Annotated in this window: 14 protein-coding genes; 4 read left to right on the top strand and 10 right to left on the bottom strand. The window is 61.6% G+C overall.

All coding sequences use genetic code 11. The annotated features are described in order from the left end of the window. Positions 1–68 precede the first annotated feature (68 nt). On the bottom strand, positions 69–1,091 hold the full coding sequence (locus QTJ18_RS03335) for a zinc-binding alcohol dehydrogenase family protein (protein ID WP_252752414.1): 1,023 nt from the start codon (positions 1,089–1,091) through the stop codon (positions 69–71). A 122-nt stretch (positions 1,092–1,213) separates the two neighbouring features. Between QTJ18_RS03335 and QTJ18_RS03330 the strand changes: the two genes are divergently transcribed. After that, the gene (locus QTJ18_RS03330; protein WP_252752049.1) at positions 1,214–1,633 is read left to right on the top strand and encodes a winged helix-turn-helix transcriptional regulator; all 420 of its coding nucleotides are present in this window, start codon (positions 1,214–1,216) and stop codon (positions 1,631–1,633) included. Positions 1,634–1,689: 56 nt separating this feature from the next. Here the strand turns inward: QTJ18_RS03330 and QTJ18_RS03325 are convergent, their stop codons facing one another. From QTJ18_RS03325 to QTJ18_RS03285, 9 genes are all read right to left on the bottom strand, one after another. After that, entirely contained in the window at positions 1,690–2,244 is a 555-nt protein-coding gene (locus tag QTJ18_RS03325; RefSeq protein ID WP_252752050.1) for an ankyrin repeat domain-containing protein, read from the bottom strand. A gap of 81 nt (positions 2,245–2,325) precedes the next feature. Next, positions 2,326–5,628 carry an Ig-like domain-containing protein gene (locus tag QTJ18_RS03320; protein WP_252752051.1) on the bottom strand — a complete coding sequence of 1,101 codons (3,303 nt, stop codon included), beginning with the start codon at positions 5,626–5,628 and terminating at the stop codon, positions 2,326–2,328. Between the two features lie 238 nt (positions 5,629–5,866). Continuing rightward, on the bottom strand, positions 5,867–6,397 hold the full coding sequence (locus QTJ18_RS03315) for an NADPH-dependent FMN reductase (RefSeq protein ID WP_252752052.1): 531 nt from the start codon (positions 6,395–6,397) through the stop codon (positions 5,867–5,869). A 12-nt stretch (positions 6,398–6,409) separates the two neighbouring features. Then, positions 6,410–7,723, bottom strand: coding sequence for a TRAP transporter large permease (locus QTJ18_RS03310; RefSeq protein WP_252752053.1), 1,314 nt, complete (start codon positions 7,721–7,723; stop codon positions 6,410–6,412). Continuing rightward, positions 7,720–8,286: a TRAP transporter small permease subunit gene (locus QTJ18_RS03305; protein ID WP_252752054.1), complete on the bottom strand. Its 567-nt coding sequence runs from the start codon at positions 8,284–8,286 to the stop codon at positions 7,720–7,722. The genes QTJ18_RS03310 and QTJ18_RS03305 overlap by 4 nt, the downstream gene beginning before the upstream one ends. A gap of 7 nt (positions 8,287–8,293) precedes the next feature. Continuing rightward, positions 8,294–9,367 (bottom strand): C4-dicarboxylate TRAP transporter substrate-binding protein, encoded by a 1,074-nt coding sequence (locus QTJ18_RS03300; RefSeq protein ID WP_252752055.1) that lies wholly within the window; start codon positions 9,365–9,367, stop codon positions 8,294–8,296. A 25-nt stretch (positions 9,368–9,392) separates the two neighbouring features. After that, positions 9,393–9,797 (bottom strand): YciI family protein, encoded by a 405-nt coding sequence (locus QTJ18_RS03295; RefSeq protein ID WP_252752056.1) that lies wholly within the window; start codon positions 9,795–9,797, stop codon positions 9,393–9,395. 25 nt (positions 9,798–9,822) lie between these two features. Further along, positions 9,823–10,968, bottom strand: a complete 1,146-nt coding sequence (locus QTJ18_RS03290; protein WP_252752057.1) for a CaiB/BaiF CoA transferase family protein — start codon at positions 10,966–10,968, stop codon at positions 9,823–9,825. Between the two features lie 10 nt (positions 10,969–10,978). Continuing rightward, on the bottom strand, positions 10,979–11,791 hold the full coding sequence (locus QTJ18_RS03285) for a citryl-CoA lyase (protein WP_252752058.1): 813 nt from the start codon (positions 11,789–11,791) through the stop codon (positions 10,979–10,981). A 272-nt stretch (positions 11,792–12,063) separates the two neighbouring features. Here QTJ18_RS03285 and QTJ18_RS03280 point away from each other — a divergent pair, with 272 nt between their 5' ends. The 3 genes from QTJ18_RS03280 (at position 12,064) to QTJ18_RS03270 (ending at position 14,294) form a co-directional block, all read left to right on the top strand. Next, positions 12,064–12,870 (top strand): IclR family transcriptional regulator domain-containing protein, encoded by an 807-nt coding sequence (locus tag QTJ18_RS03280; RefSeq protein ID WP_289852021.1) that lies wholly within the window; start codon positions 12,064–12,066, stop codon positions 12,868–12,870. Between the two features lie 195 nt (positions 12,871–13,065). After that, the gene (locus QTJ18_RS03275) at positions 13,066–13,926 is read left to right on the top strand and encodes a DODA-type extradiol aromatic ring-opening family dioxygenase (protein ID WP_252752060.1); all 861 of its coding nucleotides are present in this window, start codon (positions 13,066–13,068) and stop codon (positions 13,924–13,926) included. Continuing rightward, the gene (locus QTJ18_RS03270) at positions 13,923–14,294 is read left to right on the top strand and encodes a hypothetical protein (protein WP_252752061.1); all 372 of its coding nucleotides are present in this window, start codon (positions 13,923–13,925) and stop codon (positions 14,292–14,294) included. Before QTJ18_RS03275 ends, QTJ18_RS03270 begins: the two co-directional genes overlap by 4 nt. Positions 14,295–14,312 lie beyond the last annotated feature (18 nt).

Below are 14,312 nucleotides of genomic sequence, written 5' to 3'. Positions count from 1 at the left end.
CGGTGTGCCCGCGCCCGGTCCGGACACACAAGCCCGCAATTTTGCGAGCTTGTGTCTTTGCCGCCGCCTCAGCCCTCACCAAATCCTTCAAGCACGATCTTGCCTTTCGTCTTGCCGCTTTCGATGGCCGCATGCGCCTGGCGCAGATTGGACGCATTGATGGGAGACAGGACTTCCGTCACGGTCGTCCTGAGCTTGCCCTCATCGATCAGGCGCGCAACCTCGTTCAGCAGGTGGCCCTGTTCGGCCATGTCGGCGGTCTCATAGAGCGACCGCGTGAACATCAACTCCCAATGGATGGAGACCGCCTTGCGCTTGAATCCCAGCACATCCAGGCTCTCCGGATCGTCGATCAGCCCGAAACGGCCCTGCGGCGCGATCAACTCGATAATATCCTTCAGATGACGATGGGTTTCGGTGGTCGAGAAGACAAAGGCCGGCGCACCGACACCAAGAGCCGCGACCTGTTCGGCGATGGGTTTTGCGTGGTCGACCACATGATGCGCGCCGAGCTTTTCGACCCATTCCCGGGTTTCCGGGCGCGATGCCGTGGCAATGACAGTGACATCGGTCAGCGCCCGCACGAGCTGGATGGCAATCGAACCAACGCCGCCGGCACCGCCAACGATGAGAATGGCATTTGCGGCGCCCGGCACGGGTCTACGAATATCCAGCCGGTCGAACAGCATTTCCCAGGCAGTTATCGCCGTCAGAGGCAAGGCCGCCGCCTCGGCATCCGAAATTGTCCTGGGCTTCTTGCCGACAATCCGCTCGTCGACACGATGGAATTGGCTATTGGCACCCGGCCGGACCAGGGAGCCTGCATAGAAGACGTCGTCGCCGATCGTGACGTCTTTCACGTGCGGTCCAACTTCCACGACCGTGCCGACCGCATCCCAACCGAGGACCTTGAACTGTCCAGCCTCGGGTGCCACCCCTTTGCGAATCTTCGTGTCGACCGGATTGACCGAGACAGCCCGCACCTCCACGAGAAGATCATGCCCCTCGGGAACAGGCCGGGGAAGCTCGATATCCTGCAGGGCATCCTCGCGGCCAATGGCGCCCGGCGCTTTGTATCCAACGGCTTTCATCATGTGCTCCTTTGCTCACCGACATCAGCGTCGTCGATTGATTGATGTGGCACCAAAATGCGGTATCATTGTCGGAATGCAATATGCACAAAATCTGCACCTAGTATCAAAAGGATACTGTTATGGCCAAGGCTCGCCATTCGCGCTTCGATTGTTCTCCCGGCTGCTCGGTCGAGGCCGCCATCGGCCTCATCGACGGGAAATGGAAATCGGTGGTGCTGTTTCATCTGCTCTCGGGGACATTGCGGTTCAACGAGCTGCGCAGGCATATCGCCAATGTCACGCCGCGCATGTTGACCAACCAGCTTCGGGAGCTGGAAGACGATGGTCTAATCGAGCGAAAGGTCTATGCGCAGGTTCCGCCGAAGGTGGAATACAGTCTCTCCAGGCTTGGCCGCAGCATGGAGCCGGTCCTGCTTGCGCTGAAGGATTGGGGCGACGCCAACATCGGCCTCTATGGCAAGCCGCGCGGTCTGGATCCGCGGGAAACACCGGCCACCGAGGCGTCCCATCAGCCTGATCCGGAGGCAACGACGATATAGTCACTGCGACCCGCCGCACGGCGGCCGTTGCCTTCACACCCTTGGTGCAGGCCGCCTCACTTCTTAGCTCCCCCCTCCGTCAGGACGGCAATGAAGTCGACATCGCCGGTCTCGCGGGCGAAGGAAAGGGCGGTCTCGCCGTCTGCGCCTCGGGCGTCCGGGTTGGCTCCGCTGGCCATCAGCGCGGCAACGACGTCGGGCCCGTTCTGCTGATTGTTCGCCTGCATGATAAGAGGCGTCCATCCCCTGGCATCCCTGGCTTCGAGATCCGCTCCCCTCTGGACCAGGAGGGGCACAGCATCAGGATCGGTGACGATGTGAAGCAGGGTGACGCCCTCGTCATTTCGGGCGTTGATATCGGCTCCGGCAGCAAGAAGGAGGTCGAGGAGGTTCGCGTCGAAATACATGTCGAGAAGGTGGACCGGCTGGAACCCGTACGCCCCGACCGAGGTCGCCAAGGACGAATCGGCGGCCAGCATGGATCGCGCGAGATCAAGATTGCCGCTCTGGACGGCATCATGAAATGCAGCGACCGCGGCCGCATCGGATGCCGCGGCCGGACCGAAAGAGAGGCCGAGGGCGGCAAGCGCGGCCAGAAGGAAACGTCTCATGTGCAGCGGCCTCCGCCCCGCCCGGCCGATCCGGCCGCAGACGGTCGAGCCGAGCCACCGGGTCTGTCGGGGTTAATCCCGTCAGATTAGGTCGAGAGACAGGCGAACGCCACCCAGAACATCCACGTCCACAAGCTGGCGGTTCTCCATGCTCTCGGAGAACAGGACGAGCGCGTGCTCCGGCGCCATGCCCTGGTCGAGCATGGCCTGCCAATAGGCAACGCCCTGCGCTTCCCCCGGGCGGTCCAGAACATTCTGGTAGAACAGCTGCACGATGTCGCTGTTCGACATTTGCTGAATATTGCCGAAGCGCGACACGAATTCCGTGGAGAAAAGGAAATCGCGTGCCGTGGTCAAGAGATCGCGCGCGCCGTCATCCCGTTCCCCCACCCAGAAGGACAGGCCTGCAAGATCCGGATCCCGGTCGAAGGCGGCCTCGTAGAGCCGGTAGCTTTGCTTGGCAGGCTCATCGAAGGCGAGAATGCCATCGGAGAAGACAAGCCTCTCGATCCCGTCGAAACTGTCGGTTCCCTGCGGTCCCTGGATCGCGGTGACCTTGCCGTTGGCGTCCGTGATGACGCGATAGTCACTGATGCCTCCGGAATAGCTGACATAATCGAGCCCGGTGCTGCCGATGAAGCTGTCATTTCCAGCCGTGCCCGACAGGATTCCACCTTCCGTCCCTGCCACGATGGGCGGCGTCGGTACATCCGGGGTTGGCGGCGGCGTGTAGGGCACGCCTGTATCGATGAGAACCGTATCGGAGGCGGGACCTCCCGGATTGCCTGCGGCATCCTGGTAGCTGCCGGCGACGATCTTGACCGAGCCGCTGCCGCTATAGGCCTGATCCGCCTTGAAGACTGCGGTATAGACCAGCGGGTCGGCGGTGGTCTGCAGATTGGCGAGCTTGCCGCCCGTGGCGACAAGATCCTCCAGGCCGAAGTCCGAGGGCTTTTCGGAAAATGTGATGACAACATCCGACTGATCGTCGGCGAGGTTGAGTTTCGCGTCCACGATATCGACCGTTACGGTCGGCGCAGCGGTATCGTAGCCGATCGAATGAACCTTGCTCGCCTGGTTGATATTACCCGCAATGTCGGCAAAGCTACCGGACGCAACGCTGATTTTGGCGGTGCCGGAGTCAATGCCGGCGGTTGGCGTGAATGTCGCGGTCCTCGTCGTCCCGCTACCGCTGATAGCCGACACGGTTCCGCCCGAGACCGTGACATCACCCGAATTGCCGTTCCAGGTAAAGCTGTCGCCCGGATCTTCGGTGAACTCGAAGGTCACGGTCGCAGTCTGGCCGGCCTTCAGCGTTGCCGCATCCGTCCGCACCGTGATACCGGGCGCTACGGTATCGAGCGTGTAACTGGTCTTCAGCTCCGGACCGGCATTGCCGGCCTGGTTGACCACCCTCGCCTGAAGCGCATGCGTTCCTTCCACCAGGGTAGCCGCGAGCGACCAGGTCGTTGCGCTGGACATGGACGCGGCCGTCGTCCAGCTGGCGCCACCATCGAGGGACACTTCGACATGTTCTCCGGCCGCAAGCGGAGCACTCAGCTGTCCCGACAGCGTCTGCGCGGCAGTCTTGGTGATGAGGTCGGTGCTGGAAGAGCCACTGTCGGCGGAGAAGAGTATGGCTCCGACGGACGTCGTCGGCGCGGAGGTGACGACCTCGACGGTGAGCGCGGCGGAACTGGCGCCGATATTGCCGGCCTTGTCGGTCGCTGTAGCCGAAACGCCGTAGGACCCCTCTGCAAGGCTTGTATCGCTCTTGATGCTCCAGGTCCCGTCAAGGGCAAGTGCCGAGCCGATGGCGTTGCCATCGGCATAGAGCGTGACGGTCGATCCTGCCTCGGCAACGCCACTGAATGTGGGTCTCGTATCGCCTGTGATATTGTCGTCGCTCCGCGGGCCGGTATCCGAAGCGGCGACCAGATCGGGCGTGGACGGAGCAGCCGGCGCCTTCGTATCGACGGTCAGCGACGGCGTGACGCCCGCAGCGCCGGCATTGCCGGCGAGATCCGTATAGCCCCCGGCGGTCACGGTGATTTTGGCGGTGCTCGTGTCGGTATTGGTCGATGGCGTGAAGGTTGCCGTGCGGATCGCACCGCTGCCGGAGAACGAACCGAGCGAGCCGCCTGTAACCGTCACATCGGCGCCGCTGAATGTCGCGCCCGGATCTTCGCTGAAGGTGAAGGTGATCTTGGCGGTCTCGCCGATCTTCAGCTCCGCGCGGTCGCTCGTGACGGCAACGATCGGCCCTGTCGTATCGACTGTCATCGCCAATGCGCTTCCGGACAGGCTCTCATTGCCTGCCTGGTCGGTTGCCGTCGCCCGGATGGTGTGAACCCCTTCCGAGAGCGCAACAGTCGACGCGATGGTCCAGGTGCCATCCTGCGCCGCCGTGCCGCTGCCGATCAGCGCCTGATTGCCGTCGTAGAGCTTGACTGTCGCACCGCTTTCCGCGCTGCCGGTAAAGGTTGGAAGTGTGACGTTTGTTATGTCATCGGTGCTGGAAGAGCCGCTGTCACTGGCGGCGGCCAGATCCGGCGCGGAAGGCGCAGCCGGTGCAAAATGGTCGAGCGTGTAGGTCTGTCCGCCGGTGAAGCCGGCCTGGATCGCAGCATTCTGGCCATCGACAATGCCGGTCCCGGAGGCGTTGAGATCAAGCCGGAGCGTGCCATCGCCGGTGAGGTCATTGACGACAACCGTATAGGTCGTGCCGCTGCCGGAGACCTGCGCAATGCTACCGTTTGCGGTGCCAGTTCTGGTCAGGACGAAGTCGCTGGCATCAACACCCGAGACGCTTTCGGAAAACTTGACCGTGTAGCTGGCCGATGTTGCATCCTTGGAAAGCAGACCGGTCCCCCCTGCGGCCCGGACGATGCTCGTCACGGCAGGTGGTTCGTTCGGATAGCTGTCGACCACCAGATTGTCCATCCAGAGGGACGTGGTCGGATTGACGTCTCCGTAATCGCGGATCTCGAAGGACGTGGCCACAGGTGGCTGAGGACCATTGGGAAAGGCTGTCGAATACTGGAAAGGGTAGTTTTGAAACGTATCGTCCGAGAGGCTCGAGACATGCGCGATCTGGATCGCCGTTGGCAAATCCCCGTTCGCGATATTGGGAGTGAGGTCGACATAGGCCATGAAGTCATTGAGCGAGAAGCGGGACCCGTCCGTCTCTGTCACGGTAATCTTGAAGGGAGACGAACCGAGGCTGGCGTCCTCGGTAAAGTTGAACCGGCCATTGTCGAAGTTCGCGGTCCAGTTGCCGGCCGCCTGGATGGTAAAGGTCAGCCCACCTGCCGAGAGCGTCGTATCCGCCCCGCCTGCCGCACCGTCAGTGACTTGATTGAAATCGACTGTGCGAATGGCCATGGGATCCTCCGACGCTTAACGCAATATGAAAGGGCGTCGTAGCAATGCCTCGCCAGGCGCGAAAGCACGGTTTATGCACAACCACTAATTTAGGTCGATCATGGTTAACAGTTCCTTTAGATCCGCCCTCAAGCGGTCGGGGGCGGAGACCGACTGTGCGCCACCGGAACAGCCGAAGCGGCGAGCGGCATTGCCGATCTCGCCGCCGGTCCGCCGCAACAGGAAAAGCGCTCAGGCGTTACGACCCGAGCGTGTCGATGAAGGCCCGCAGCTTTTCCTCTGCAAAGTTCAGGATTGCCTCATCCACCAGCAGCCCGTCCTTCACCTTGTCGTTTGCCGAGGGAATGACGATTTCCGGGCAGGGAAAGACCTTCGCCAACATGCCGTTCAACGCATATTTGAGATGGCCCTGCGCCCGCACGCCGCCGAGAGCGCCTCCCGATACGCTCATGACGAAGCAGGGCTTGTCCTTGAAGACGGAATTCATCGCCGGGCGTGACGCCCAGTCGATCGCGTTCTTCAGAACGCCCGGAACGCTATAGTTGTATTCCGGCGTGACGAAGACCAGGCCGTCGGCGCGGCCAATCGCGGCATTGAGCGCGGCAACTTCCGCATTGTCCGTGATGTCCGAGTTATACAGCGGCAGGCCGCCTATTTCGGCGATCTCGCACGTCACGGTCTGCTCGACACGTGCCACGAGCGCACGCACGGTGGCGCGAGACGAGGAGGCGCTGCGCAAGCTGCCGGCAATGAAGAGAAGTTCGGGCATGGTACCACCAGATCAAAGACGTGCGAGGAATGTCGCAATCGACGGGAATATGACGATCAGCGCGATGGCGACGATCATTGCGACGACGAAGGGGAAGGATCCGCGGAAAATCTCGCCCACCCTCAGGTCCGGCTCGTTCATCGCAGACTTGATGACATAGACCGACAGGCCGAAGGGCGGCGTGAGCAGCCCCACTTCCACGGCGACAACGGTCAGAACGCCGAACCAGATGAGGTCGAAGCCGGCCGCGCTGGCGATCGGCAGCGCAATCGGCAAAAGGATGAGCATGATCGAGATGGAATCGATCAGGCAACCAAGCGCGATGATCAGCAGAAGATAGAAGAGCAGGAAGCCCCAGGGTCCGACCGGGCCTGACAGGAAAATATCCGCCAGTTCGCGCGGGACGCCGGAAAGTGCCAGCATGCGGCTGAAGAAGGTCGCCGCCAGGATCAGGAACAATACCGAGACCGTGATCTGGCCGGATTCCACCAACAGGTTCCAGAAGGACTTGCGGTCGAGCGAACGGCGCAGGAGCGCGATCACCAGCGCGCCGGCGGCACCCGCCGCCCCCGCCTCGGTCGGATTGAGGAACCCGCCATACAGGCCGCCGAGGACCAGGAGCATCAAAGCCGCGATCGGGATCGATTTTCGCACGACGTCCAGCAGGCCGATATCCACGGTCGCATCGGAATCATGGGTGGCCTCGAAGACGAAGGATTTCGAGAAGCGCGCCAGCAACAGGATGGTGATGCAGAAAACGACGGCCAGCAGGATCCCCGGACCAATCCCGGCAAGGAACATGCGGCCGACCGATTCCTCCGCCATCACCGCATAGACGATCATCAGCAGCGAGGGCGGGATCAGCATGCCGAGCACCGAGGAGCCCGCGACGACGCCGGTCGCGAATTTCCGCGTATAGCCATGCCGCCGCATTTCCGGCACGGCAACCCGGCTGAACACTGTGGCCGAGGCGATGGATATGCCGGTAATGGCGGCAAAGACGGCATTGGCAAAAACGGTGGCGACGCCGAGACCGGCCGTGACCCGGCCCAGCAATTTCTGGAAGACATCGAATGTGTCTTTGCCGACCCGTGAAATGGTGACGAGCAGTCCCATCAGAACGAAGAGAGGGACAACGGCAAACAGATATTCGCGCAGTGAGTCGTTTGCGACGGCACCAAGCATGCGCAGCGACACAGCATCGCCTCGAATGGCAGCAACACCCGCAAAGGAGACCGCAAGCATGCCGATGCCGATGGGCATTCCCAGATAGATCAGCACGATCAGCGCGATGATGGAAAGCGAACCAACTTCAACAGGGCTCATCGTGGCGCTCCAGGCTTGAAGGCAAGGCGAAGATCGCCGGCCATGGCGACGAAGAATTGCAGCGCGGCGACGATCATTCCCAGAAGGATCAGGGCGCGGAACGGCCAGGTCGGCATGGTGGCAATGCCGCTGACGCCGATGAACTCGCCGCTGTTGAAGTCCTTCTGCAGGATCGCGACGCTGGCCCAGGAAATACCGGCAAGCGCCAGGGCGCCCACGAGATTGAAGAGGGCCGACAGAAGAGCCCCGGCCCGCGGCGAGCTCTCCCGGAAGGCGACGAAGAAAAGCTCGGTGCGGGCAAGTCGGTTCGCCCGGACCGTGGTGGCGAGCTGCAGACAGACGATCATCACCAGAAGCAGGGCGCCGAGTTCGGAAACCAGCGGCAGCGACGATCCGATCAGGTTTCGCGCCAGAATATCCGCGCAGATTATGACCATCAGAACGCCGATCAGGAAGGTTCCCAGCGCGGCAAGGGCATCGATGAACAGGTACCAGACCCGTTCGATGCCGTTCGTCGGCTCCCGCAATTCGGGAGCCGTGGCGGTTTCGTTCTCGAGCGTCATCGGCCGGTCATTCGCCCCAGTTGCGCATGGGCTTCTCGCCCTTGGCCCGCAATCCGTCCATATAGGCCTTCAGGAAGGCGCTGGCGGGCATTCCCTTGGCATCGAGATCGGCTGCCCATTCGCCCGCAATATCCGGCAGCTTGTCGACCCAGGCCTTGCGTTGTTCATCCGACATCTTGAGGATGGTGACCGGCGGCTTCTGTCCTGCCCCAAGTTCGACCATCTTGTTGAGCGCCACCTCGTGACGTTCGAGCAGATCCTTGCCATGCGCGGCAGTGTAGAACTTTCCTGCCTCGATCATGGCGTTCTGAACCTCTTCCGGCAGTCCGTCCCAGCTGTCCTTGTTGATCGCGACAGCCCCGGAGAAAGCAACGCCGACATCGAACCGGTTGATATAGGGCGCCACTTCATAGAGCTTGGCCGGAAGCGCGCCGAGAGCAAGCGACAGAACACCGTCCGAAATGCCTGTCTGGATATCGGTGTAGAAGCTCGTCAGCGAGCCGTCCACCGCATTGGCGCCGGTCCCTCTCAGCCAGGTGCCCAGAACACCCGGCGCCGACAGCTTCATGCCGTTGATGTCGTCAATGCTCTTCAGCGGCGTCTTGGTATAAATATCGTACATGTCGGTGCTGGTGAGACCGAGCACCTTGATATTGTACTGCTCCCATTCCTTCTTCAGCGCCTCATTGGTCTCCAGCAGGTCCTGCATGACCTCCAGCTGAAGCGGCGGATTGACGGTCGCAAAAGGCGCGTAGCTTGAGGCCTGGCTCAGCGGCAGCTTGGCCGGCTCCAGAAAGGAAAAGACCCAGCCGATATCGGTAATGCCCTGCTCGACGGAGGTCAGCGTCGCATTGGCCTTGTAGAGCTGGCCGCCAAAGGCTTCGCTCCACTCGATCTGGTATTTGCCGTCCTTGGCCAGAAGTTCATCGGTCTTTGCCATGAAATGGGTCTTCATCATCCCCACCCAGGGAATGACGGTCGGATGGCTGGATGCGATGGTGAGACTGATCTTTTCCTGCGCCGCAAGGGCGCCCGGCATGGCGAACAGACCGGCAGTCATGGCCGCGAATAGAAAACGCATGGTAATTCCTCCCCAGGATTGATGTCTATGCAATCGAGAATGTCTGGCTCGAGTAATCGAGCCTTATCGTCGTCGTGCCCTCATTGATCAGCCAGGGCCGCACGCTGAAACTGCGGGCGCCGGCGCGGTGCATCGGATCGCGCTCGGCAATGGCGATGGCATCTTCGCGCGTTTCCGCCCGGACGATGACCAGGCCATCGCCCTCCCATTTTTCGCCGTCATCGGTCCACATGGGGCCTGCGGCAAACAGAATGCCCTCCTTCTCCAGGCTCACCTGGAACTGGAGATGCTCCTCCATGATCGCGAAGATCGGTCCGAGCCCGTCAACGGGCCGGGTGAAGATCGCAAAGAGCTGCTTTTGCAGCATGGCCCTGCTCGCCTCCAGCACCGCGGCGACGGGAACGGATTTTGGATTACTGTCTTCTGCCATCGGTTCCTCCTCCCTATCGACCGCCTCAGCCGGCCTTGCGCCGATCCAGCTCAGCCCGGATCTCGTCGCCGTGCTGATCCAGCGTCGGCGGCGGCACGACCTCCAGCTCGGGCTCGCCATCGAAACTGTAGGGCGCCCGGACCGTCTTGGATTGTCCCATTTCAGGATGCTGCGTCGGCACGGCTAGCTTCAGATGCAGCGCCTGCGGGTCCTCCAGCGCTTCATCGGCATCATAGGCCGGCGAATGGGGCACTTCGGCTTCAAGCAGGCGGGCACACCAGGTATCCCGGCTGTCGCGCTTGAAGACCGGCGTGAAGATCTCGATCAGCTCGTCCTGATGCTGGATGCGCTGGAGGCGTTCCGCAAAGCGCGGATCATGCGCGAGAGCCTGCTGGCCCGTCGCCTCCAACAGCCCTTCCCAGAACTTGGTGGGCGAGGACATGTGGATCGCCACCCATTTTCCATCCGAGCATTCGAATGTGTAGCTCTGCGAGACCACCGGACGCGACAGCGGACCCATGATTTCGCCAACGGAATAGTAATGTGTGAAGCTGTCGAGGTTGAAATGCGCCATGGCTTCCAGCATCGAGATGTCGAGACGGCGGCCCTTGCCTGTGCTGGCGCGCTCCAGAAGGGCGGCCATGATTCCCATGGCGGCATATTGGCCGGTGATGGCATCGGCGATGGCCGGTCCGATCACGCGCGGATTGGTCGGCGGCGTGACCAGCCGCAGGAAACCGCTCGCCGCCTGCGCCACCGTATCGAAGGCCGGACGGTCCCGCGACGGCCCGCTTTGGCCAAAGCCGGAGATCGCACAATAGATCAGGGACGGGTTGAGCCTGCGCAGCTCGCTCTCGCCGCAGCCAAGCTTCTCGGCAACGCCTGGCCGGAAGTTCTGGATGAACACATCCGCCGTGGAGACGAGATCCTGGAAGGTCGCCAGATCGTCCGCCTGGGTGGTATCGAGCGCGATCGAGCGCTTGTTGCGGTTATAGGTCTGGTAATGCGGCGAATAGAGCCCACCCTTGAAGGCGCGGAAGGGATCGCCCGTTTTCGGCCGCTCGACCTTGATGACATCGGCGCCGAGATCGGCCAGATGCATGCTGGCGGCAGGCCCGGTAATATAGGTGCCCAGTTCGATGACCCGGATGTTCTTCAATATCTTGACCATAGCGGGCTCCTCAGTTCTTCGCGGCAGCGGGCCGCGTGGCGGCCTTGCCGTCGTAGGTAATGGCCTGATCCGCCTTGTGAGACATGATGAAACCGATCGATCGGAGCGATTCCTCGTAAAGATGGGCTGCAAGGCCCGCCGTTCTCGCCAGCAGGGGAACGGCTTTGATGGCTTCGAGCGGCCAGCCGGCATCGAGAATTGTTGCCGGAATGGCGCCCGAGACATTGATCGGCAGAGGCCGCTGGATGATTGTCGGGGCATGCTTGGCCAGAACGCGGAGCATATCGACATGCCGCCCGCTGATGCCGGACTGATCGGCGATCTCGAGCAAGCGGTTGGCGCGCGGATCACCCTCGCTGTGCTGGGGATGGCCGAGGCCCGGCACCTTTTTGCGCGCCGTTTTGAGCGCTGTCAGGCTGCGGATGGCGGCCGCATCCATATCACCACCATTGGCGTCCGCATCCGCCAGAACCTCCGCCAGATAAAGCCCGGCCGATTCCGAACTGCCGGCGACGACACTTCCCATCCCCAGCAATCCGGCCGCCATTGCGCCCTGCCAGGCTTCAGGGCCAGCAGCGAGCGTCATACGCGCCGCCTGGACGCTCGGCACAAGACCATGCTCCGCAATGGCGACGAGGCAGGCATCCATCATCTTGCGCTGTGCGGCTGAAGGTTTCTCCCCCAGCACCAGCAGCCAGAAATAATCGGTGAAATCGATCTTGCCGATCAGATCATCGCAGAGATCAAGCCCGCGGACTGTGATTGTATCGGCATCAGACGTCGCGATGGCGGTCTGTGCCTGTTCTTGCTTTCCAATTCGCATTGCGCTCCTCATTTTCGCTGTGCGAAAATATTTCCTCTTGCCGAAAACGTTAACAGCATTTACGGTTGCGTCAAGTGCCATTCGTCCGGAGGCTTGAAGTTGACGCCGGGCACTAGATCTTGGGGGAGAATGATGGGAGGTCGCATGGCTGGCTTGGCGGACATGAATGCGGCACAAAAGCCGCGGACGCCCTATGTGCGCTCCGCGTCGAACGCGCTATCGATTGCAGGCTCTGAGCAATGGAGATGCAAACAGTGAGTGCAGCGCCAGACATGATCGCGGGAGAGGCCGACAGGCCCGTCGAATTCGTCGAAGCACTGGCGAAGGGGCTCGCCATTCTCGAATCCTTCGATGCCGCCCATCCGGAGATGACGTTGAGCGAAGTGGCGCGCCGTGCCGGTCTCTCGCCCGCGGCGGCCCGGCGCAGCCTGCTGACGCTGCAGGCGCTCGGCTATGTCGACCAGAAAGGCAAGCGCTTCCACCTGAAGCCGAAGATCATGACGCTGGGATCGGCCTTCTATTTCTCGGCCAGGATCGAAGAGGTTCTGCAGCCGGATCTGCGGGAATTCGTGGAGAAATTCGGCGATGCATCGTCCGTCGGCACACTGGATGGCGAAGATGTCATCTATATCGCGCATGTCTCGGTTCAACGGGCTCGACGCGCTGCCGCCGTGCTGGGAGCCCGCTATCCCGCCTGCGCCACATCGCTCGGCCGGGTCCTGCTGGCCGGCCTGCCGGACGATGCGTTGGACCGCTTCCTGTCGACGGTGACGCCGAAAGCGCTCACGTCCAAGACGATCACCGATCCTAAGGCACTGAGGCGGGAAATCCTGGCCGTGCGCGAGGCCGGCTATTCCACAACGGTCGATCAGCTTGATTATGGGATCACGGCACTTGCCGTTCCGATCCGGGACATGGAGGGCCGCACGATCGCCGCGCTCAACACCTCCGGCTATACCGGACTTCAGACCCCGGAAAGCCTTGTGGCCGAGCGCTTGCCGGCGCTCAGGCAGACGGCCTCGCACATCGCTCACGCCATTACCCGCTACCCGGTTCTGCAATCGATCATGGGACCATGAGGACGGCGGAGGCATGAGGGACGAGGGATGAGGATTGCGGCATGCCCATCGCCAGCAGGCCGCGACCGCGCTTTCGGTCAGGTCGCGCCGCGACGGGATGCGAAAGGCAATTGAGGATACGGCGCCCGGCCTACTTGTCGGTCGCCCAGGGAGATTTCGGCGCATTCGCGCCAATTATCGGCAGGGAGAGGACCTTTGGCAAAACTCGTAGCAACACTGGCATCGACGCATCACCCGTTTTATCTAAAAGCCACCACAATGCCGCCCGAGCAGCAGATGCCTCAGGCGCCGGAATGGAAGCGCAAGGTGGAGGCCTATCGCGAGACCCTGGCGCAGACCAAACCGGATATTCTGGTGATGATCGGCTCGGATCATTTCCATCAGATCTTCCTCGACAATTGCCCGCAATTCCTGATCGGCAAGGCACCGCGATATGACGCGACCTTCTACAATGAGGAGCGGGAATTCGGCATCCCGAAATATCTTCTGGAAGGCGACGAGGACATGTCGCGCTTCATGCACCAGTCGCTGATGGACCAGAATTTCGACTTCGCCTTCTCCAACGAACTCAAGATCGACCACTCGATCATCTGCCCGATCATCACGGTCCGTCCGCAGAACGACCTGCCGGTGGTGCCGATCTACACGAATATATTCGCGCCGCCGCTGCATTCGCCGCGCCGCTTCTACGAAGTCGGCCGCGCGATCCGGAAAGCGATCGACGATTACCCCTCCGACAAACGCGTTGCGGCCATCGGTACCGGCCACCTCTCGCTGGAACTCGGCGGGCCACGGCAATTCATGGAGACGGGGCCCGACCCGGTCTTCGATCGCCAGGCCATCGAGTGGCTGCGGTCCGGCGATATCGAAGCGATCCTTGCCAATGTGACCCACAAGAGCATGGCGGCGAGCGGCAATGCCACGCACGGCTTCTTGAACTTCATCCTGATGCTCGGCGTCGCGGGACCGGAAGGCGCCGATTACGTCGACAATCTCGATCTCTTCCACACGATGGAAGCCTATTTCACCTGGTACCCGAAGGAGCAGGCGGCATGAGCAAGTATTACGTCAACAAGTTCCTGTTCACCGTCGATCGCGATCCGGAGCTCATGAAGCGCTATATCGAGGATCCGCGCAATCTCGTGGCAAGCTGGGAACAGTCGATCGGCCCAAAGCTGCTTGGCAATGACGTCGAGGTGTCGACCGTTCACAGTTTCACCGAGCAGGAGCGCGAGGCGCTCGTCAATCACGATTACGTCGCCCTGTTCGAGATGGGAGCGCATTTCTTCCTGAATCTCACGATGTATATCGGCATCTATGACGAGCCCTATTTCACCAAGTCGGGGCCGCTCTCCTTCCAGCGCGAATTCGCCGCCAAGCTGCAGCACTGGCGCGAGAAGGACTATCCGACGGTAGAGGTCTGATCCGGACCGGAGCAACGG

This window comes from Rhizobium sp. SSA_523, assembly GCF_030435705.1.
Taxonomy (GTDB): Bacteria; Pseudomonadota; Alphaproteobacteria; order Rhizobiales; family Rhizobiaceae; genus Neorhizobium.
This window is presented reverse-complemented; position numbering and strand designations above follow the sequence as displayed.